Source organism: Streptomyces sp. PH9007 (assembly GCF_059813725.1).
Genome location: NZ_CM187440.1, coordinates 2,514,238 through 2,532,157, shown reverse-complemented (window position 1 = coordinate 2,532,157; position 17,920 = coordinate 2,514,238). Strand labels below are relative to the sequence as shown.

Annotated in this window: 17 protein-coding genes and 1 tRNA gene; 10 read left to right on the top strand and 8 right to left on the bottom strand. The window is 67.8% G+C overall.

Going from position 1 to position 17,920, the window contains the following annotated elements; genetic code table 11:
• The 5 genes from ACTFAP_RS11455 (at position 1) to ACTFAP_RS11435 (ending at position 5,052) form a co-directional block, all read left to right on the top strand.
• The gene (locus ACTFAP_RS11455; protein WP_495684480.1) at positions 1–1,554 is read left to right on the top strand and encodes an NADH-quinone oxidoreductase subunit M; all 1,554 of its coding nucleotides are present in this window, start codon (positions 1–3) and stop codon (positions 1,552–1,554) included.
• Positions 1,551–3,032 (top strand): NADH-quinone oxidoreductase subunit N, encoded by a 1,482-nt coding sequence (locus tag ACTFAP_RS11450; RefSeq protein WP_390124216.1) that lies wholly within the window; start codon positions 1,551–1,553, stop codon positions 3,030–3,032. Before ACTFAP_RS11455 ends, ACTFAP_RS11450 begins: the two co-directional genes overlap by 4 nt.
• A gap of 123 nt (positions 3,033–3,155) precedes the next feature.
• Entirely contained in the window at positions 3,156–4,016 is an 861-nt protein-coding gene (gene htpX / locus ACTFAP_RS11445; RefSeq protein ID WP_386539699.1) for a zinc metalloprotease HtpX, read from the top strand.
• Positions 4,017–4,028: 12 nt separating this feature from the next.
• A complete protein-coding gene (locus ACTFAP_RS11440; RefSeq protein ID WP_495684479.1) occupies positions 4,029–4,433 on the top strand; it encodes a YccF domain-containing protein in 405 nt (134 codons plus the stop codon).
• Positions 4,434–4,734: 301 nt separating this feature from the next.
• Positions 4,735–5,052, top strand: coding sequence for a hypothetical protein (locus ACTFAP_RS11435; RefSeq protein ID WP_500468990.1), 318 nt, complete (start codon positions 4,735–4,737; stop codon positions 5,050–5,052).
• Here the strand turns inward: ACTFAP_RS11435 and ACTFAP_RS11430 are convergent.
• Positions 5,039–5,527 carry a YajQ family cyclic di-GMP-binding protein gene (locus tag ACTFAP_RS11430; protein ID WP_030736462.1) on the bottom strand — a complete coding sequence of 163 codons (489 nt, stop codon included), beginning with the start codon at positions 5,525–5,527 and terminating at the stop codon, positions 5,039–5,041. The genes ACTFAP_RS11435 and ACTFAP_RS11430 overlap by 14 nt on opposite strands.
• Positions 5,528–5,679: 152 nt before the next feature.
• On the opposite strand from ACTFAP_RS11430, the gene ACTFAP_RS11425 reads away from it, so the two are divergent.
• Positions 5,680–5,761: transfer RNA gene (locus tag ACTFAP_RS11425), tRNA-Tyr, on the top strand.
• Positions 5,762–5,933: 172 nt separating this feature from the next.
• Here the strand turns inward: ACTFAP_RS11425 and ACTFAP_RS11420 are convergent.
• Together ACTFAP_RS11420 and ACTFAP_RS11415 are read right to left on the bottom strand one after the other, a co-directional pair.
• Positions 5,934–7,304, bottom strand: coding sequence for a site-specific integrase (locus ACTFAP_RS11420; RefSeq protein WP_495684477.1), 1,371 nt, complete (start codon positions 7,302–7,304; stop codon positions 5,934–5,936).
• Between the two features lie 65 nt (positions 7,305–7,369).
• Positions 7,370–7,558, bottom strand: a complete 189-nt coding sequence (locus ACTFAP_RS11415; RefSeq protein WP_500468989.1) for a helix-turn-helix transcriptional regulator — start codon at positions 7,556–7,558, stop codon at positions 7,370–7,372.
• A 347-nt stretch (positions 7,559–7,905) separates the two neighbouring features.
• Between ACTFAP_RS11415 and ACTFAP_RS11410 the strand changes: the two genes are divergently transcribed.
• Positions 7,906–8,949 (top strand): hypothetical protein, encoded by a 1,044-nt coding sequence (locus ACTFAP_RS11410; RefSeq protein WP_500468988.1) that lies wholly within the window; start codon positions 7,906–7,908, stop codon positions 8,947–8,949.
• A complete protein-coding gene (locus tag ACTFAP_RS11405; protein ID WP_500468987.1) occupies positions 8,946–9,599 on the top strand; it encodes a hypothetical protein in 654 nt (217 codons plus the stop codon). The genes ACTFAP_RS11410 and ACTFAP_RS11405 overlap by 4 nt, the downstream gene beginning before the upstream one ends.
• Before the next feature lie 235 nt (positions 9,600–9,834).
• Here ACTFAP_RS11405 and ACTFAP_RS11400 read toward each other — a convergent pair whose 3' ends face one another.
• Both ACTFAP_RS11400 and ACTFAP_RS11395 read right to left on the bottom strand, forming a co-directional pair.
• Positions 9,835–10,347 carry a hypothetical protein gene (locus tag ACTFAP_RS11400; RefSeq protein ID WP_500468986.1) on the bottom strand — a complete coding sequence of 171 codons (513 nt, stop codon included), beginning with the start codon at positions 10,345–10,347 and terminating at the stop codon, positions 9,835–9,837.
• A gap of 797 nt (positions 10,348–11,144) precedes the next feature.
• Positions 11,145–12,227 (bottom strand): hypothetical protein, encoded by a 1,083-nt coding sequence (locus tag ACTFAP_RS11395; RefSeq protein ID WP_500468985.1) that lies wholly within the window; start codon positions 12,225–12,227, stop codon positions 11,145–11,147.
• A 138-nt stretch (positions 12,228–12,365) separates the two neighbouring features.
• Here ACTFAP_RS11395 and ACTFAP_RS11390 point away from each other — a divergent pair, with 138 nt between their 5' ends.
• Together ACTFAP_RS11390 and ACTFAP_RS11385 are read left to right on the top strand one after the other, a co-directional pair.
• A complete protein-coding gene (locus ACTFAP_RS11390; RefSeq protein ID WP_500468984.1) occupies positions 12,366–12,707 on the top strand; it encodes a hypothetical protein in 342 nt (113 codons plus the stop codon).
• Between the two features lie 73 nt (positions 12,708–12,780).
• Positions 12,781–12,993, top strand: coding sequence for a hypothetical protein (locus tag ACTFAP_RS11385; protein WP_500468983.1), 213 nt, complete (start codon positions 12,781–12,783; stop codon positions 12,991–12,993).
• Between the two features lie 364 nt (positions 12,994–13,357).
• Here ACTFAP_RS11385 and ACTFAP_RS11380 read toward each other — a convergent pair whose 3' ends face one another.
• From ACTFAP_RS11380 to ACTFAP_RS11370, 3 genes are all read right to left on the bottom strand, one after another.
• Entirely contained in the window at positions 13,358–14,725 is a 1,368-nt protein-coding gene (locus tag ACTFAP_RS11380) for a VanZ family protein (protein ID WP_500468982.1), read from the bottom strand.
• A gap of 103 nt (positions 14,726–14,828) precedes the next feature.
• Positions 14,829–15,278, bottom strand: a complete 450-nt coding sequence (locus ACTFAP_RS11375) for a hypothetical protein (RefSeq protein WP_500468981.1) — start codon at positions 15,276–15,278, stop codon at positions 14,829–14,831.
• 1,680 nt (positions 15,279–16,958) lie between these two features.
• Positions 16,959–17,909, bottom strand: coding sequence for an SUMF1/EgtB/PvdO family nonheme iron enzyme (locus ACTFAP_RS11370; RefSeq protein ID WP_500468980.1), 951 nt, complete (start codon positions 17,907–17,909; stop codon positions 16,959–16,961).
• Positions 17,910–17,920: the final 11 nt, after the last annotated feature.

Sequence of the window (17,920 nt, the reverse complement as noted above, 5' to 3'; positions counted from 1 at the left end):
ATGACCACCGCTCAGCTCCTCCTCATCGCCGTCGTGGCGCTCCCGCTCATCGGGTCCGCCGCCGCCCTGCTGCCCGCCCCTCCGGGACTGCGCGGCAGCTCCCCCGAACAGGCCGTCCTGCGGCACGGCGTCACCGTCACCGGCGCCGTGCTCGCCGCCGCGATCGCGCTGCTCGCCGTCTTCGACCACGACGAGCCGGGCCGCATGCAGGGCACCACCGACATCGCCTGGATCCCGGCGCTCGGCATCCGCCTGCACCTGGGCGTGGACGGCATCTCCCTGCCGCTGATCGCGCTCACCGCGCTGCTGGGCTTCCTGTGCGCCGTGTACACGTACGTCGTCCGCCCCGCGAACGCCACCGCGTACACCGCGCTGGTGCTGCTCCTGGAAGCCGGCACCCTCGCCACCTTCGCGGTACTCGACCTGGTGCTGTTCTTCCTCGCCTTCGAGATGGTCCTCATCCCGATGTACTTCCTCATCGCCCGCTGGGGCGGCGAGGGACGCGGTCCCGCCGCCTGGAAGTTCGTCCTGTACACGGTCACCGGCTCGGTGGTCATGCTGCTCGGCCTGCTGCTGATCGGCATCCAGGGCGGCACCTTCGACATGGTGGCGCTCGCCGAGGCGCGGGGCGCCGGCCTCACCCACACCACCCAGCTGCTCGCCGTCCTCGCCATCGGCCTGGGCCTGGCCGTCAAGACCCCCATGTGGCCGCTGCACAGCTGGCTGCCGGACGCGCACACGGCGGCGCCCACCACCGGCTCGGTGCTGCTGGCCGGCGTGCTGCTGAAGATGGGCACCTACGGCCTGGTGCGGATCGCGCTGCCCATCGCGCCGGACGGGATGCGGACCTTCGCCCCGTACCTCGCCGCCTTCGCCGTCACCGGCATCATCTACGGGTCGCTGGCCTGTCTGGCGCTCGTACGGGAGGGCGCGGGCGGCGACCTGAAGCGGCTGATCGCGTACTCCTCCGTCGGCCACATGGGCTTCGTGCTGCTGGGCATCTCCACCCTGACCGCCACCGGCGTGAACGGCGCGCTGTTCGCGAACGTCGCCCACGGCCTGGTCACCGGCCTGCTGTTCTTCCTGGCCGGCGCGGTCAAGGAGCGCCTGGGCACCACCGACCTGGACACGCTGACCCGCACGGCGGGCGCGGCCCTGTACGGCCGCACCCCGCGCCTCGGCGGGCTGCTGGCCTTCGCCGCGATCGCCTCCCTCGGACTGCCCGGCCTGGCCGGCTTCTGGGGCGAACTGCTGGCCATGCTCGGCGCCTTCCACCCCGCCGACGGCCTCAGCCGCCCCGCGTACCTCACCTACCTCGCCGTCGCCGGGCTCGGCACCCTGCTCACCGCCGCGTACCTGCTGCTCATGGTGCGCCGGGTGTGCATGGGCCCGGCCGGCCCGTACGAGGAACCGCTGGCCGACCTGCGCCGGCACGAGTACGCGGCCTTCACCCCGCTCGTCGTCCTCACCCTGGTGGCGGGCCTGTGGCCGGCCGTCCTGCTGAACCTCACCGATCCCGCCGTGCAGCACCTCCTGCCGGGAGTCGCCCGATGAACCTCGTCCAGAGCGTCGACTGGGTGACGATCGCGCCGCCCACACTGGTGGCCGTCACCGCCGTGGCCGTCCTCGTCGCCGACCTGTTCCTGCCCGCCGCCCGCAAGGGGTGGCTGGGCGCGCTGACGGTGGGCGGCCTGGTCCTGGCCTCGCTCGCGCTGCTGCCGCTGCGGGCCGGGGAGCGCACCAGCTTCTGCGCGCCGGACGGCGGCCCCTGCGCGTACGCGGCGGACACCTTCGCCCTGTGGATCCAACTGCTGGTCCTGGCCGGGGCCCTGCTGACGGCGCTGCTCGCACAACCGCTGGACAAGGACCTGCCCGCCGGGGAGTTCTGGTTCCTGCTGCTCGCCTCGGCCTCGGGCGCGGCGCTGCTGCCCGCCGCCCGCGACATGGCCACACTGATCATCGCCCTGGAGCTGACGACCCTGCCCGCGTACGCCCTGGTGGGCCTGCGGCGCGGCAGCCGGCGCGGCCCCGAGTCCGCGCTGAAGTTCTTCCTCACCTCGGTGACGGCCACGGCCATCGCGCTGCTCGGCGTGAGCTTCGTGTACGCGGCGGCCGGCTCGCTGCACTTCGAGGCGATCGCCGCCGCCCTGCCCTCCGCCGACCCCCAGCTGGCCACCCTCGCCAAGACCGGCGTCGCGCTCACCCTGGTGGGCTTCGCGTTCAAGACGGCCGCGGTGCCCTTCCACTTCTGGGTGCCCGACACGTACACGGGCGCGCCGCTGCCGGTCGCCGCCTACCTCTCGGTGGTCAGCAAGACCGCCGGCCTGGCCGGGCTCATCCTGGTGACCACGGTGGCCTTCCCCGGCTTCGGCGACCTGTGGGGGCCGGTGCTCGCGGTGCTGGCCGCGCTCACCATGACCGCCGGGAACGTGGCGGCGCTGCGCACCGACCCGGCCGCGCCGGGCGGCACGATCCGGCTGCTGGCCTGGTCCTCGGTGGGACAGGCCGGCTACCTGCTGGTGCCGCTGGCCGCCGCGGCGTACGTGGGGCCGTCGGCGGTCGGGGCGAGTGTGGCGTACGCGCTCATGTACGCGGCGGTGAACCTGGGCGCGTTCGCGGTGGCCGCCCACGTCGCGCGCCGCGCCCCCGAGCACCGGCTGGACGACTACCGCGGCCTGTACCGCCGCCACCCCGGCGCGGCGCTGGCGCTCGGCTTCTTCCTGCTGTGCCTGGCCGGACTGCCGCCCGGGGTGATCGGCCTGTTCGCCAAGGTCGCCGTCTTCTCCACGGCCGTGGACGCGGGCCTCGGGGTCCTTGCGGTGATCATGGCCCTCAACGTGGTGATCGCCCTCTACTACTACCTGCGCTGGACGGCGCTGCTCTTCGAGAAGGCACCCGCGGCACCCGACGCGGAACGGGCCGCCGTGGCCCTCCCCGTCCGGTCCGCCCTCACCCTGGCCGCGGCGGCCGGAGCCGTCCTGTCCGTCCTGCCCCAGCTGATCCTGACGCTGACCTCCGGGGAACTCCTGTAGCGCGGCGGCGGGGGAACGGATGCCGCCCGCGTGGCGTTGTCCCCATCGGGAGTGTCCACTGTGAGTGGAGAAACTCTGTTATCCCCCGCTCCCATCCGCTCAGCACGACCAGGAGGGCTCACCGTGCACCGCCGGCACAACGGCCTGCGTACCGCCGCGCTCCTCGGCGGTATGTCGGCGCTGATCCTGCTCATCGGCAGCCTCTTCGGCAGGGGCGGCCTGGTGATCGCCCTGCTGGTGGCGCTGGCCACCAACGGGTACGCGTACTGGAACAGCGACAAGCTGGCGCTGCGCTCCATGCGGGCCCGGCCGGTCAGCGAGTTCGAGGCGCCGCAGCTGTACCGGATGGTGCGCGAGCTGGCCGGGGTCGCCCGGCAGCCGATGCCCCGGCTGTACATCTCCCCGACCGAGGCGCCCAACGCCTTCGCGACCGGACGCAACCCGCGCAACGCGGCCGTGTGCTGCACCGAGGGCATCCTGCGGCTGCTGGACGAGCGCGAGCTGCGCGGGGTGATCGGTCACGAGCTGAGCCACGTCTATAACCGCGACATCCTGATCTCCTCGGTCGCCGGCGCGATGGCCTCGGTGATCGTCTTCCTGGTGAACTTCGCCTGGCTGATCCCCATCGGCCGCGACGACGACGAAGGACCCGGCCTCTTCGGGATGCTCCTGATGATGATCCTGGGCCCGATCGCGGCCTCGCTGATCCAGCTGGCCGTCAGCCGCTCCCGGGAGTACGAGGCGGACGCCTCCGGCGCCCGGCTGACCGGCGACCCGCTGGCCCTGGCGAGCGCGCTGCGCAAGCTGGAGACGGGCACCCAGCGGGCCCCGCTGCCGCCCGAGCCGCAGCTGAACACCGCCAGCCACATGATGATCGCCAACCCCTTCCGGCGCGGCGAGGGCATGACCAAGCTGTTCGCCACCCACCCCCCCATGGCCGAACGCATCGCGCGGCTTGAGCACATGGCGGGCGGCCGTTACTGAGACGATGAGCGGATGCGGACTCTTCTCAATCTCATCTGGCTGATCTTCTCGGGCCTGTGGCTCGCGATCGGCTACGCGGTGGCCGGGCTCATCTGCTGCATCCTGATCATCACGATCCCGTGGGGCATCGCGTGCTTCCGGATCGCGGTGTACGCGCTGTGGCCGTTCGGCCAAACCGTCCGGGACCGGCACGACGCGGGCGTCGCCTCGGCCCTGGGCAACGTGATCTGGCTGATCGTGGCCGGCATCTGGATCACGATCGGCCACATCATCGCCGGCGTCACCTTCTGCCTCACCATCATCGGCATCCCCTTCGGGATCGCCCACTTCAAGATGGTGCCGGTCTCCCTCATGCCGCTCGGCAAGGAGATCGTCTCCACGGACGCCCCGGCCGCCTACCCCCACTACCGCTGGTAGTCATCACCTGCACGGGGGCGGTCCGGCACGACTGACGGTCGGATGGAGGGGAGCACGGATGACCGCGGACAGAGGCACGCCGGCCGTTGCGATCCTGCTCTGGATCGTCCTCGCGGGGATGGTGCTCCTGGCCGCCGGGGCAACGGGGCTGCTGATCCACTCCTAGCGGGCCAATGACCGGCGTGAGAAGGAGGCGTTCGAGGCCACGGCGGAACTGGTCGAACGCTACATCGCGGAGGTCGCCCGCCTTGCGGCGGCCGACGGATTCCCTCGGGAAACGGCGGATCTCGACGGGGTGGCCGTGCCGGACACCTTGGTGCTCCACTTCACGCGGGACGGCGACCGGGCGGTGCTCGTGCTCATGGTGGCCGGCTTCTACGAACGGGCCATCAATCCGTTCGGCGGCTCCGTGACGCGGTGCTTCCGGACGGTCTTCACGGGGCTGGACGAAGCGGCCGGAGACGGCTCCGTACGGGTGGAGACACAGTCCCACGGGGTGGGCCCCTGCCCGGCTTCCTGGCTGTCGCCCCCGGGTGATGAACGCCTGCTCCCCGTGGTCGTCCCGGACGAGGACGACCACGGGGAACAGACGGAGCAGTTGTCGCTCAGCGGTAGTTGACGAACTGAAGGGCGAAGTCGAAGTCCTTCTCCTTCACGAGCCGCTGCACCTCCTGGAGGGCGTCGCGGCTCTTGGAGGAAACCCGCAGCTCCTCACCCTGCACCTGCGCCTTGACCCCCTTGGGGCCCTCGTCGCGGATCAGCTTGGCGACCTTCTTGGCGTCCTCGGTGCTGATCCCCTCCTTGATGGTGGAGAAGATCTTGTACTCCTTGCCGGAGGGCTGCGGCTCGCCGGAGTCCAGCGCCTTCAGCGAGATCCCGCGCTTGACGAGCTTGGACTGGAAGATGTCCAGGACGGCGTTCGCCCGTTCCTCGGCGTTGGCACGGATCTCGATCTTCTCGCCCGACCAGCCGATGGAGGCGCCCACGCCCTTGAAGTCATAGCGCTGGGACACCTCCTTCGCGGCCTGGTTGAGGGCGTTGTCGACCTCCTGCCGGTCGACCTTCGAAACGATGTCGAAACTGGAGTCGGCCATGGTGTCACTGGCTCCTGAGGGCTAGATCGTCTGGGCTGGATTCCCGCACAGCCTAGTCACCCGCCGCGCCCCCACCCTCCGAACAACCGAGTGGCGAACCACCCCCGCGCATCAGGTATCGTTTACGACGTCGCCAGCGCGCGACAACCCCAGGCGGTGTGCCCGAGCGGCCAAAGGGAGCAGACTGTAAATCTGCCGGCTCAGCCTTCCCAGGTTCGAATCCTGGCGCCGCCACACTGGGAAAAGTAGCCCCTGACCAGCGGAAACGCGGTCGGGGGTTTACTTGTTGGAGTACTCAGACGGGCTCGTTCAAATGGGCCCTATGTCCTGTTCTGTCCCACTGAAATCCGCGTGTTGTCCGCTGCGTGTGGACTATGCGCGGACGGAAAACAGGGTGCTGAGGGAGCTATCCCCAGCGCTGGAGCCACTCGCTGATGCGGCGGTTGGCGTCCTCGTCGGTGTCGTGGATGAAGCGGGCGTAGACCCGGAGCAGGACCTCGACGCTGTGGCCGGCGCGCTGGGCGACGGTCTGCGGGGCGACGCCGGCGCTGAGCTGTCCGGAGAGCCCGGCGGGCCGCAGGCTGCTGGGGTCCTTGGCGAGATCGGTGTCGAGAAGGTGCGGCGGAAGCACGGCCTTGCGCGCCCGCTGCCATACCTCGCCATATCCGGTGTCCTGGAGGAGCCCGTTGCGGTTGGTGCGGAACAGGCGGCCGTCCGGGGCGAAGCCGTAGGCGTCGATGTGCCAGCGGAGCATGGCGACCAGCTCCGGTGGAATGGGCACGAGCCGTACGGCCTTGCTGGGCCGCTTCTTCAGCCCGCGGTCGTCGTGAGCCTGCCCGCTGTTGGTCCACGCCGTGCCGACCCGGGGCCGGGTCCGCTGATAGCCAAGCAGCCCCCAGCCGTGTTTGGGCAGACTGCGACATCCGGCTCGATCGAGTCCAACCGCTTCCGCCGGCCGGGCGGTCCCGTAGTACAGACACCCGAAGAACGCGTGGAGCCGCCGTCCTCTGGCTCCCTGGGCCCGAACGGCGTTGAGGAGTTTGCCCGTGAGTCGGGGGTTGGGGACGATGGCGGGGTCGATGACCTCGTCGATGGGGTCGGGGAGTGACCACTTCACCTTGTGGATCGGGTTCTCGGTCAGCCGTCCCGCCTCGATCGCGTACTCAAGGGCGTTGTGGAAGATGGCTCGCTTGCGCCGGATGCTGATCGAGGCCGCGGTGGTCCCGTCCAGCTTCCGCTTGAGGCTGTCCAGCGCCTTGCGGGTGACGAGCGGATCGGCCAGCGCGGACATGGGCAGGGACTTGCGCTCGAACCAGGTGAGCACCTTCTGGACTTCCTCGGGCGGATCCTGATCCCACCGGTGTTGGTTGAAGGCCCAGCTGTAGAGGGCGGTGCGCACGGTCCGGTTGTCAGCCATGCCCCGGGTGTCGGTGACGAGTGCCGGGGTGACGGTGGCCATGGCCTCAGCGAGGGTACGGCGGGTGGAGGCGGGGGAGTCGGTCCACTTCATGTCGATGTACTCGCGGGCGTGCCGGTACCAGGGGACATCGTTGCGGCGTCGCAGCTCCGAGACAGGCAGCCCGGTGGCCTCATCGAAGGCTTCGCCCTGCTGGACGGCGACCATGAGTTGGGAGCGGCGGTTGTCGGCGAGGGTGAAGGTGTCGAAGGTTTCCGATGGAGTCTCGGAGCCCACCCTCCACCGCACCTCGAACGATGTTTTGCTGGCCCAGGTCCGTTCCCGGATCGACCAGATCTTGACTTTGAAGGTGTGCCCCAACGGGGCTCTCCTTTCATGGAGCGGCGCCCGGGGTTGCCGGGCGCCGATGTGGTTGTGGCGGTTGGTCAGGCGGCGTTCTCGGCCAGGCGGTCCAGCCAGGCGTCGAGGTCGGCCCGGCGGACCCGGATGTGTCCGTTCGGCAGCTTGTGGAGGCGGGGGGCCTGCCCCCGGGAGCGCATCCGGTAGAAGCCGGCGCGGCTCATCCGGATGGTCTGGAGGACCTCCGGCAGCTTGAGCATGTCGGTCTGACGCATGGTCGTGTCCCTTCCAAGGGCGCCTCTCTGGGTGCCCATAAACGAATGTTTATGAACCATACGGTGACAAATCGCGTCTACAGCCGATGATTGACGCTCGCGTCGCTCGGACGAGTGAGACCGTTCACCAACGCGTGTGAATGGCCGGGCGAATCCTCGCGCCATCCGCATTTATGGACTGATTTTCCGGAAGTGACGTCCATAGTTGATGCAAGAAGGCGGCGGTCCGGAGATTAGGCCCTCCGGACCGCCTGGTTCTCCGCCTGTGTCGTGAATCTACGGAGGTCACCGAGTATGCCGTACCCCTTCGGGCTTCGAGGCCCGACCGCACCCGGGTTGGGGACCCGATGAGCCGCTACGGCCGCATCGAGCGCGGCTACATGGCGGCGGACCGGTTCGTCCAGATCTCCAACGACCTCGTCCGCGACCGCAGACTGAGCCGCAAGGCCCGCGGCCTGTTCGCCGAGATCGCCTCGCACCGCGACGGCTTCGGCATCACCGTGGAAGCCCTGGTCCGCACCGGCCCGGAAGGGCGCGACGCCATCACCAGCGGCCTCAAGGAACTCGAGCGGTACGGGTACCTGGCGCGGCACCAGGAACGTGACGAGCGGGGCCGTCTGGGTACCGCCGTCTACCGCATCACCGACTCCCCGGCACGGCCCGAGAACCCACAAAACCCCAGGTCGGAACCGTTGACGGAAAACCCGGCAACGGGTGAACCGGCAACGGGTGATCCGAAGCCTAAGAAGACCAAGATCAAGAAGACCAGCAACCAGAAGACCCGACCCTCCCCTCCCTCCGGCCAGGGCACAGCGCGGAAGGAGACCGCTTCCGAAAAGCGGAAGGGAACGGCGCCGCCGGAGCCCGCGCCGGCAAGCTCCGGGGTGTCGCTGCTGCTGGGGATCGGGGCCCGGGATCATAGGCTCGGGATCGGCGGTCAGGTCCTCAGCCAGTTGGGCGCGCGACTGGACTCCCTGCTTGCAACGGGATGGTCGGCTGCGGACCTGCACACCGCGCTGACCGGCGGACTGCCGATTCGGGTGACCAGCCCGGCCGGGTTCCTGGCCCGCCGCATCGACGCCATCCCCGCCGCGCCTACCACCTTCCCCTCGGCCGATCCGGTTCCGCAGACCGGCGGCGAGACGTACGCCCCACCCCGGTTCGGCAACCACGCGGGCACGCCACCTCTGCCCGAGTGCGAGGACTGCGGAGTCCCACCCGTCCCCGGCTACGGCCGGTGCGCCGCCTGCATGGACTGGCCCATCTGCGAAGGCTGCCAGCGTCGCCGCACTATCCCCGGCGGCAACGGCCTGTGCCGTACCTGCGGTGAGGACGAACACGAATGGCAGGCCGCTGCCGACGCTCTCAACACCCTTCTGGAAGACCGATGACGCTCACCACGGCCACCGATGTACCAGCGGAGTTGCTCAGGCCTTTCCTGCTTGTCCAGCATGACCCGATGACCGTCGCCGACTCCCTGTCCGCTCTCAAGAAGGCGAAGCGCCGCTTCGATCGCCTCCAGGAGCTCTTGCCGGACCGCGAAGCTCGCCGCAACAGCCTCCTGACGGATGCCCACGCCGACCCGCTGACCAACGAGGAGAAGGCGCTCCGCGAACAGAGGAAGGCCCGCGGTGAGAAGAACCCGCCGATCCCCGGACGAGGCCGCAGGCCGGCGATCGCCCGCCTGATCGGCCAGACCGAGCGCAACGTGCGGAACCTCTACGAGACCGAACTGGCTCGCCGCCACAAGGCCGGCCTACCCCGCCGCCTGGCCGACCCCGACACCGCACTCGCCGAACTCCACGAGGCGCAGCGCCTGGTGGATGAGGTCGCCACCGCCCGCGACGCCTACTACGAAGCGATCGGTGAAGCCCTCCCACCCCACATCAAGGGCACCCGTCCCACCGGCCCCGACGCCGACCGCTTCACCGAAGTCAAAACGATCACTAGCCTTGACCCGGCCCACCTCCGCCGCATCCAATGGGCGGCCTTGGAGAGGAGTATCAGTGGTCAGAGGCGTCCGCATCCACAAGGTGAGTAATGGCGCCACTGCCGGGCACTTCCGCAGTCGGCCAGCGCTGCACAGTGGAAGCGATATCCCAGGCCGGCAAAGGCTGGCCCCCGGGGGCGGTGGTGGAGGTTGCTTAGGCGTGCTGGCCCACAGCGAGGGGAAGAACCCTGGCGGTGAGGCTACGTGAGTAACGTTGCGGTGCACCTACGCACGTGTGTAGGTGCACCCGATCCACACACTCAAGTGAGTATCTGCTTTGTCTGGTTCACTTCTCGTTGGTGAGGTAGACGGCGGCTCCATCGTTCACGGTGATGAGGATGTGGCTGTCGTGGGAGCTGGTCGACTTGTTCACATGATGTTGCACCGCGCTGCTGTAGCTGATGCTGGGGCTGTTGTCGCCCGTCCACCCGATCTCGGGCTCGGGCGGTGCCTGGCTGCCAGCCCTGCGGCTCTCCCAGCCGCGCAGTGCCGCGTCCCGAAGGAGTACCTCAATCGCCTCGCGGCGACGGGCGGCGATCGCATCCGGGCCGGGCACGGGATCCTCTTCGGTGACCAGGGCATAGGCAGCCTCCTCGTCGGTCTGAGTTGCCGCGTGGAGAGCGTCAGCCGGCGGGGGTGGCAGTTCTACGGAGATTCCTTCCGGTCCAACGCGCCAGTTGCGTGCGAGGACAGCCCGCCGGAAGCTCTCGCTGGCGGCCATGCCGATTGCCAGTGGCAGAAGGGTGAGCAGGATCAGCAGCGTCCACTGCGTCTCGACTATGAACTCTGCGACGGTCACGCAGCGATTGTTCCCGACCAGCGGAAGGTCATGCGGGGCGGTCCGGCTCCCGAAGTCCTATCCTGGTCCCAGGTCGCGGAGTCGACAGAGTCTGATGTCATTCATCCGAAGTGCGTTTGCGGGACGGCGTGATGTGTGAATGGCGGCCGTGGAGAAACAGCTTCCGGCGCCAGGCTTGCACACCAACACATATCTTGCCTGTAGAGTCAGCTACTACACGCGTACGTGTGCAGTGAACGCTAAGTTTCATATTGGTGACTTTGCGTGACCTCGTGCGGCGTCGCAGAGAGTCGGCCGCCCGGGGGCAACCGGGGGCCGACCAGTGCGTACGCTGATAGGTCCGGCCGACTGCTTCGCGGCCGGACCTATCCATTCGTCCAGCCGACTTCGGCCCACCCGGTGCTACGGGGCTACCGCAGTACCAGCGACACGCAGAACGCGAGCGGGGTAAGGGCGGTCAAAATCGCGACCGTTGACCGTACCCACACCGGCAGTAAGAGGTCTTCCTGCCGGGGCTGGCGCCTGTTCTGCTCCATTGGGCTCCCATCTCCATGAACGACCTCACTGAATGAGGTCCCCAGTCACTGGGCGCGACCGGGACGCATTGGGGAGACGAAGGACCAATGAGCACTCACCATACCTGGGCTGTCCAATCGAGGTGGACAGATAACCACCAAAGCGGCAGGCGGGTTCACTATGCCGACGAACCGACACCGTTGGGGCGAAGCCTATGTCGAGGGAGCAGTTCCTGAGGCGGTTAGCCGACTCGCCATCCTGGTCACCCAAGGCGCTAGACGTTAGGCGGCGCGTTCCTTTTGGATGGCTTCGTGGAGGCGCTTTGCCCGTTCCCAGCGGCGGTTGACGGCTTTGGCAACGGCGTTGACCGAGGGTTCGCCGCCAGTCGTTCTGATGCTCTCAGTGAAGAGGCAGCGGGTGATGTCCAGTTCTTCGGCAGAGAAGGCTTGCCTGCCGCTCGGAAAGTAAGTTGCGCCGTGCCCGTTCGCCAGGTTCTCCGGAGCTCGGACGATGATTTCCCGATGCTGGGTGGGGGCGGGGAAATCTCGGACACGGAGGGCCGTCGGGCAACAGGTCCATGGAGAGCGCGGTTGCATGCGGGTCAGCTCGAAGGCGTTGCGGGTGGCAGCGATGTCGTTGAGGAGATAGCGGCGCTGATCGGGGTGCTGGGCGGCGCCGGAGGCTCGGATGGCCCGACGCAGGCGGTCGAGTGTCCAGCGTTGCCAGAACGAGAGGTCATGTTCCTCCGCCCCGCTGAGGCGGTCGGTGAGCCGAGCCGCCCGGGCGCAAGCGCGACGCCGGTGAAGTTCCCCGGAATCTTCGTCCCTGGCTCGGGGCAGGAGGGCAGCCCGGAGGCGGGCGAGGTATGTGGCGATGATGCCGGGGGAGCCTTCTCTTGTGGCGCGGCGTTCTGGTGCGAGGCCCCGTTCCCAGAGCCAGCCGGCTGTGACGGGGGCGATCAAACGCACCAGCACGATCACTAGTTGCTCACCTGGTGGGGTGCCTGCCGGTGCCGCCAGGGCGGCTTCGGTGGCGGATACCGTGGCCGAGGCGCTCACGGCGAACCACAGCGCCACGCCATCGACTCCGGCACGGCCGGTCTCCATCACGTTGGCGCGGGCGCGGAGGCCGCAGGCGATGATCGTCCCTTCGAGCAGCCCGAGCGCGGTTAGCGCCAGCGGGGCCACCATGTCGTCCGGCACGCCGGCCGCGACCACGGCCACTCGGGTGGCCGGCCACATGCCGATCAAGGACGCCGCGGTTCCGATGGCGGCGATGAAGCAGGTGATGGCGTTCGCCTGGGCCCTCGCCCGCGTGATGCGCTCGGCGGTCTGCGGTGGAGCGGTGTTGTGCGGTTGTCCCACAGCTCGTTCTCCTCAGCTTGATGAGAAGGCGGTCGGATCCCGGGGTCTGGCGTCACCGCTGGCCCCAGGGGCGCTCTGCTGTCAGAGTCCTACGAGACTTACATAACTTACAAGACTCGCGCAATCTAGAATGACCGGATGTCTCACGACTCCCGCCGCGACCCGAGCGAGCACCTGCGGTTGCACTGGGGGTCGGCGCTCGCCGACGCGCAGCACCGCTTCGTGCATCGCGAGGTGACCCGCAACGATCGGGTGTGCGCGGTCTTGGTGCCGCCCACGTGGTACGAGGAGGCCCGCCGGGATCACCCCGCGCCGGAACCGCAGTCGTGGACCTCACGAGATGGGCGCGAGGATCTGACGCGCGTGCTGGACGCCGTCGAGTACCAGGGCGCCCATGCCGCCATCACCCGCTACGGTCGGCCAGCAGCGATTTTCGTTCCTCCGCAGTGGCACGATGCCGTGCTGGCGGGCAGGGACTGATGGAGAGCGGCAATCACCCGGCGTCCGGATTGCGGAAGGCGATCTGGGGCGACGCCGACCTGGAGGTGATGTCGTGGCACGACGTCACCATCCATGGGATGTGCTCGATCTTGACTGCATCGTTCAGTGGGTCCACCCGGTTGCGCCGGCGATCTTGGTGTTCGAGGACGTGACCGACTTGGACTTCTCCGGCTGGTTCCCCGAGCTGACGGTGGACGGGCTGCGGCGGGTGATGGAAGCAAAGGAAGCCGTGCCACGGACACAGCCTCCGCCGGTGAGTAGGTGATGCGGGACCAGTCATCCTGCATCACGAGTAGCAGGCACGGAGACGCCTCGGTGGTTGTTGTCCGCGGACAACAACCACCCGGGCATCCGCACGTAGACGACGCGGGCCGTCAGTGCCGGGACGATGTCCCGGGGAATGGACTGCCGATGGCGAAGGGCGGAGGGGGCGCTCTGAGAGGTCCGCCCTGAAGAACTGCGCCTCTACGGACGGTTTCCTCTAACCTCGTCGGTCACCAACACGGTTGGCGCACGAGAGAGCCCTTACCCACCCGGTCGGGGTCGACGCAGAACGACCCCCGAGCCCGCTCCACGTTGCTGGATCGATGGCGTTCACATGCCGTGCTGTGTCACCATTCAGTGGCATCTCAGGGCCGGGAGTAGGCAAACTCGGAATCATCTTCGGCGGGAGTCTCGTAGCGACCGTCTGAGTGGATCTCCCCTGTGGTCGCGTCGACGGTGCCATAGATCGTCTCGGTATCGGTCTCCAGGTTCATGAGCCAGTGCACACGCCACTCACCCTCGTACCGTGCCGCCAAGTGCACAGGCTCAAAGCGCTCTGTGTCCGCGGGGTCAAGGGAGAAGTGTGCTTCGAGCAACTGCCAGGCTGCGTCTTCGGTGACGGTGACCTCCGGCAGTTCGGGGTCATCGACCTGTCGGGTCAGCAGGTCGGTCAGGTTGCCATCGGCTTCGATCGTGACGTCCAGGCGCATCGGAAGGAGGACGTCACCGTCCCAGCGTCGCCAGCTGGCCAGCCAGCCGAGGTTTCCGTTTTCCACGGGCTGGATGATGAGCTCGGAGTCCTGCACTCCCCAGGGCATGAAGCGCTCGGCGTAGGCCTTGACGATGGTCTCGGCTTCCTCCTGTGTGGAGACGGACCCTGCAGTCTCTGTTATCGGGTAGGAGTGCCCGGCTTCAAAGACGCTGGGCAGCACGTGGACATCGAAGGTCTCTTGATCTGGCCAACTGAGTTCCGCAGAGCCGGATGCCGTTTCAACTCCGGAGTCCAGGATGGCTGTGATCGTTCCCGTGCCGTCCTGCCCGCGGACGAACTCGGTTGACCTCACGGTGTAGTGGCCGTCGAAAGCCTGCTGAACCGATTCCTCAATGGCGCGGCGCTGTTCGGCGGAGGCGGAGGTCGCGCTATTGCTCCACTGGATGACGACAGGTGTCACGAACAGAGTCCATGCCCCAGCAAGTGCTGCTGTGATGGCCACGATGCCTATCGCCAGGTGCCGTCCGGGGAGTCGCGTGGGTGAGGGTGTCTGGCGGTCAGACAGGGTCAGGAGCAGGCCGAGGGCGACACCGATCACCGTGCCGGCTGAGTTGGAGAGGAAGTCGGTGGTGTCGCATGTTCGGCTGAGGAAGGGGACTGATGCTTGCGTGATCTCGATGGTGGCGGACAACAGGATCCCGGCAGGAAGCACCAAACCGGGGCGCCGTGTGGCGAGGACGCCCAGCAGGCCGAAGGGTATGAACATGCCCATGTTCATGAGCCCCTGGGTCTGGGTGAACGACTCGGCCACGTCCTTGTTGATCACGCATTCGCTGGCGGGGGATATGCCGCCCCCAGGGCTCCACATCGTCAGCAGGACGACGCTGACTGCTGATGAAGCCCACAGGGCATGGATGGCCGGACGGTGCCATCTCGTGCGGGTTGCCTTGTAGGTCAGATAGCTGGCGGCGGCGGCAATGAGACAGGCCACGACCACGAAGCCGAGGTGTCCGCTGAACACAGCGTCAAGCACAGGTGTGCAGATCTTTCTGGGAGAACCGTTGGGCCCAGTGCTGGAACGCGCTGGGCCCAACGGCTAGTACGTCAAGTGGTGAGTCGCCTGCTTAGCACATGCCCATGGTGGGAGTCGGGTAGGTCGTCCCGTTCTGCACGTGGAGCTTGCCGATCACGGGGGTGCACCCAACGAAGTCCTTGTTCCAGGATCTGCTGAAGTGCCGGTTGGCCACCTCCGAGGCGTAGGTCATCGTCTTGTAGGTGTCCCAGGTGTTTGTGCCGTTCTGTTCAAAGCCCAGACGGGCGTAGATGCTGCTGCCGCCGCTCTTGTAGTACTGCACGGTGACCGAGGGCTCGCTGGTCTTCCGTATGTAGAGGGTGCCGTTGCTCAGGCTTGTGCATCGGGCGCCCGCATCGTTTGTGTTTCCGCTGTTGCTGCAGCTCCCCCAGTGGTGCATGGGGGTGATCTCGGTGGAGTCGGCCATGGCTGCGGGGGCGGCGAAGACGGGGGCGGCGACGGCGGCGATGATCGCGCTCAGGACTCGAAGTCGCTTTGTCATGATGTATTTCCCTCCGACATGAAGACAGACATGACAAATCGGGCCCCTCGATGTGCAGGAACCGTGAACTTGTCAGTCAGATGATCACTTGAGCGACGTAATCGTGCAGTCCCGGTGAGTGATCGTCAACGACGCCCGGCGGACATGGCGGGCAGGCGCTCAGGCGTGCTTGACAGTTTGAACAGGCCTTTACCCGCAAGGATCTTGAGGCCGGGGGGCATCGATGAGAGAGGCAGCCAATTGGCCCGCAAGCCGAAACAAGTGAAGTGATCAGGTCAATCTTTGGCTGAAACCAGCGCGCCTCCCGTGCATGCGCGCAGGTCACCGACTAGCCGTCACAGCCAGCGCGTGCAAGACGGTGCGAGTGGAGGGCACAAGATCCATGCCCGGCTACTGCTCAAAGTCATAGCCGTAACGTCTTCCTGCTCGTCGGTCTCTCGATCGCCGCTGGTGAGGGGCGGCGCGCGGGTCGACTCTGGGCCCCGCCGGTGGGAGTACTGGGTTACCCGGCGACTGGGCAAAGCCGCCCCGTCTAATGCCGGGTGGTAGCACGCCACGGCTGAGGATGCTGCGGCGGCATTGGCGTCCGTCGGCGACCCGGCACCGTCGGGCCGTTAACCCGGTTAATGCCACTGCCCACTCGGCTCACGTGGTTGGGCCGGAACGACCGCACATACAGCTCCTGGCGGTCCGGGTACTGGTCATCGTCGGCGCGGTGCCGTCGCAGGATTTGCCCCGACAGCGGGTGTAGCGTAGCTGCAGCACACCGGGGTGGTCGGTCGAGGCGAGTTGAACGCAGCATTCGCTGAGGGCGGCGGGTCCCTGCTCCAGGTCGCATGTGCAACGGCCCGGGTCTCGGCAATGGGCAGTCCCCACTCAGAGTGGGTGAGGCGAGCTGCGGTGGCGTCGCGGAAGCCGAGGGTGTCTTGCTGGGGTGCATGGATGTGGTCCACGATCCATTCCTCACCACCGTTGCGGACGAGGTTGCTCCGGCCGTGGTACTGAAGGGGATGCCAGCGGTTCGGAGGATGCCGACTCGGCGAAGGAGTCCGCTGGCGAGCCATGCCGAACGCGTGGCGTGGGTCGCGTGCGTGAACTCGCTCAGATGGACGCCAGTTCAGTGGACGTTCGCGGTGGCAGGGGAGCGACCCGGCCAAGGCAGCCTCGCACTACTCGGCTTCGACTGCGGCCTGCCAGTCCCTCGGCATGACGCCATCCAGGACGATGGATGCGGGAGAACCCAGCGTGCGCAGTGCGACGTTGCGGCCCTCGATCGTGGCCCGAAGGCGGGCACTCCCGTGACCTCGCTGTCTGAGTGGATGGAGGGGACGAGACTGCGGGCGAGTTCGCGGGCCCTGGAGTGCTGGCGAACCAGCGGTTCACAGGAGATCCTCGAAGGTGATGCGGAGGGCGTCCGGCTGCGGGTCGACGTGGCGGATTCCCCAGAGGTGGATGGTGGTGATCAAAGGCCAGGCCAGAGCTCGAAGCACTTGGCTTTCCTGCTAAGGATGAGCGGCGTCTTCGGGGTAGACGTCAGTTACGCGTTGCGGGGACCGGGGACGATTCGGCGGAGCCGCTGTGGCACATCGAGGGGCACGCCTTCGACCTGAAGTTCCGGGCGGCGGGGTTTCGTCAGTTCGGCCGGCAGCCCCCACGACTGGCCGCCCGGCGGGTTCTTCCTCACGCGGAGCGCGGTGGGTACTCCTTCGCCGAGACGAGCTTCGCGTAGTTGCCCAGCGCGGCGGTCGCGCATCGGAAACCCGTGTCGTCGTCGCACATCGTGTGGTCGGCGTCGTTGAACGCTGATGGAGCGGCGCGGGCGAAGGGGCTGGTGAAGGCGGAGCCTTTGAGTTCGTAGCGGCCCGGAGTCGTAGGGCTGGCGAGCCATTCCCAGATGTTGCCGCACAGGTCGTAGACGCCGTACGGGCTGGTGCCGGAGTGGAAGCGGTGGACGGGGGTGGTCCGCCCGATGGCGGACTCGCGGACGTTGCACTTGCCGATGCTGTCGGTGTTCCCCCACGGGTAGGAAGCGCCGGCCGGGCCGCGCGCTGCCTTCTCCCACTGCAACGCGGTCGGCAGGGTACGGCCGGTCCAGGTGGCGTACGTGCTGGCGTCGTCCCAAGTGACCCAGACAACCGGGTGATCCGCCAGGTCGGCGGGTGGTTCTGGGCCCCTCCAGTGCTGAGGGACGGGGTACCCGGTCGCCGTGGTGAACGAGGAGTATGCGGCGTTCGTCACCGGGTGCACGTCGATCCAGAAGTCGGACAGCCAGACCGGCTCGTCGTCGGGGCCGGACAGGAACAGCCCTTCCGGGACGCGGGCCATGGGCACTCCGCTGAGCGGGTGGAGAACCTGGTCCGGGCCCGAAGGGCCGGCCCGGTGGCCGCTGCTCACAGTCGCGGCGATCAGCGCGGCGAAGCGGTCGCGCACATCCGGAGGAGAGAGGGAGAGCGAGGCGTCGAAGGCGGATTGATTGGCGGGGCGGGGGGTGATCGATGCTCCCCGTGCTTCCCACTTGGAGACCATGCGCTCGCTGACGCCGATGTGCTGGGCGAAGGCGACCAGGCTCATCCGCTTGGCCTGGCGTAACGCCCGGATTTCCCGTCCCGTCCAGGTCATGACCGTGACCATCGCGCCCCTCC

What these genes read in the sequence shown, in the direction of transcription:
- ACTFAP_RS11455 (WP_495684480.1), top strand. Translation starts at nt 1, where the DNA reads ATGACCACCGCTCAGCTCCTCCTCATCGCCGTCGTGGCGCTCCCGCTC.
- ACTFAP_RS11450 (WP_390124216.1), top strand. Translation starts at nt 1,551, where the DNA reads ATGAACCTCGTCCAGAGCGTCGACTGGGTGACGATCGCGCCGCCCACA.
- ACTFAP_RS11440 (WP_495684479.1), top strand. Translation starts at nt 4,029, where the DNA reads ATGCGGACTCTTCTCAATCTCATCTGGCTGATCTTCTCGGGCCTGTGG.
- ACTFAP_RS11430 (WP_030736462.1), bottom strand. Translation starts at nt 5,527, where the DNA reads ATGGCCGACTCCAGTTTCGACATCGTTTCGAAGGTCGACCGGCAGGAG.
- ACTFAP_RS11415 (WP_500468989.1), bottom strand. Translation starts at nt 7,558, where the DNA reads ATGCGTCAGACCGACATGCTCAAGCTGCCGGAGGTCCTCCAGACCATC.
- ACTFAP_RS11410 (WP_500468988.1), top strand. Translation starts at nt 7,906, where the DNA reads ATGAGCCGCTACGGCCGCATCGAGCGCGGCTACATGGCGGCGGACCGG.
- ACTFAP_RS11405 (WP_500468987.1), top strand. Translation starts at nt 8,946, where the DNA reads ATGACGCTCACCACGGCCACCGATGTACCAGCGGAGTTGCTCAGGCCT.
- ACTFAP_RS11390 (WP_500468984.1), top strand. Translation starts at nt 12,366, where the DNA reads ATGTCTCACGACTCCCGCCGCGACCCGAGCGAGCACCTGCGGTTGCAC.
- ACTFAP_RS11375 (WP_500468981.1), bottom strand. Translation starts at nt 15,278, where the DNA reads ATGACAAAGCGACTTCGAGTCCTGAGCGCGATCATCGCCGCCGTCGCC.
- ACTFAP_RS11370 (WP_500468980.1), bottom strand. Translation starts at nt 17,909, where the DNA reads ATGGTCACGGTCATGACCTGGACGGGACGGGAAATCCGGGCGTTACGC.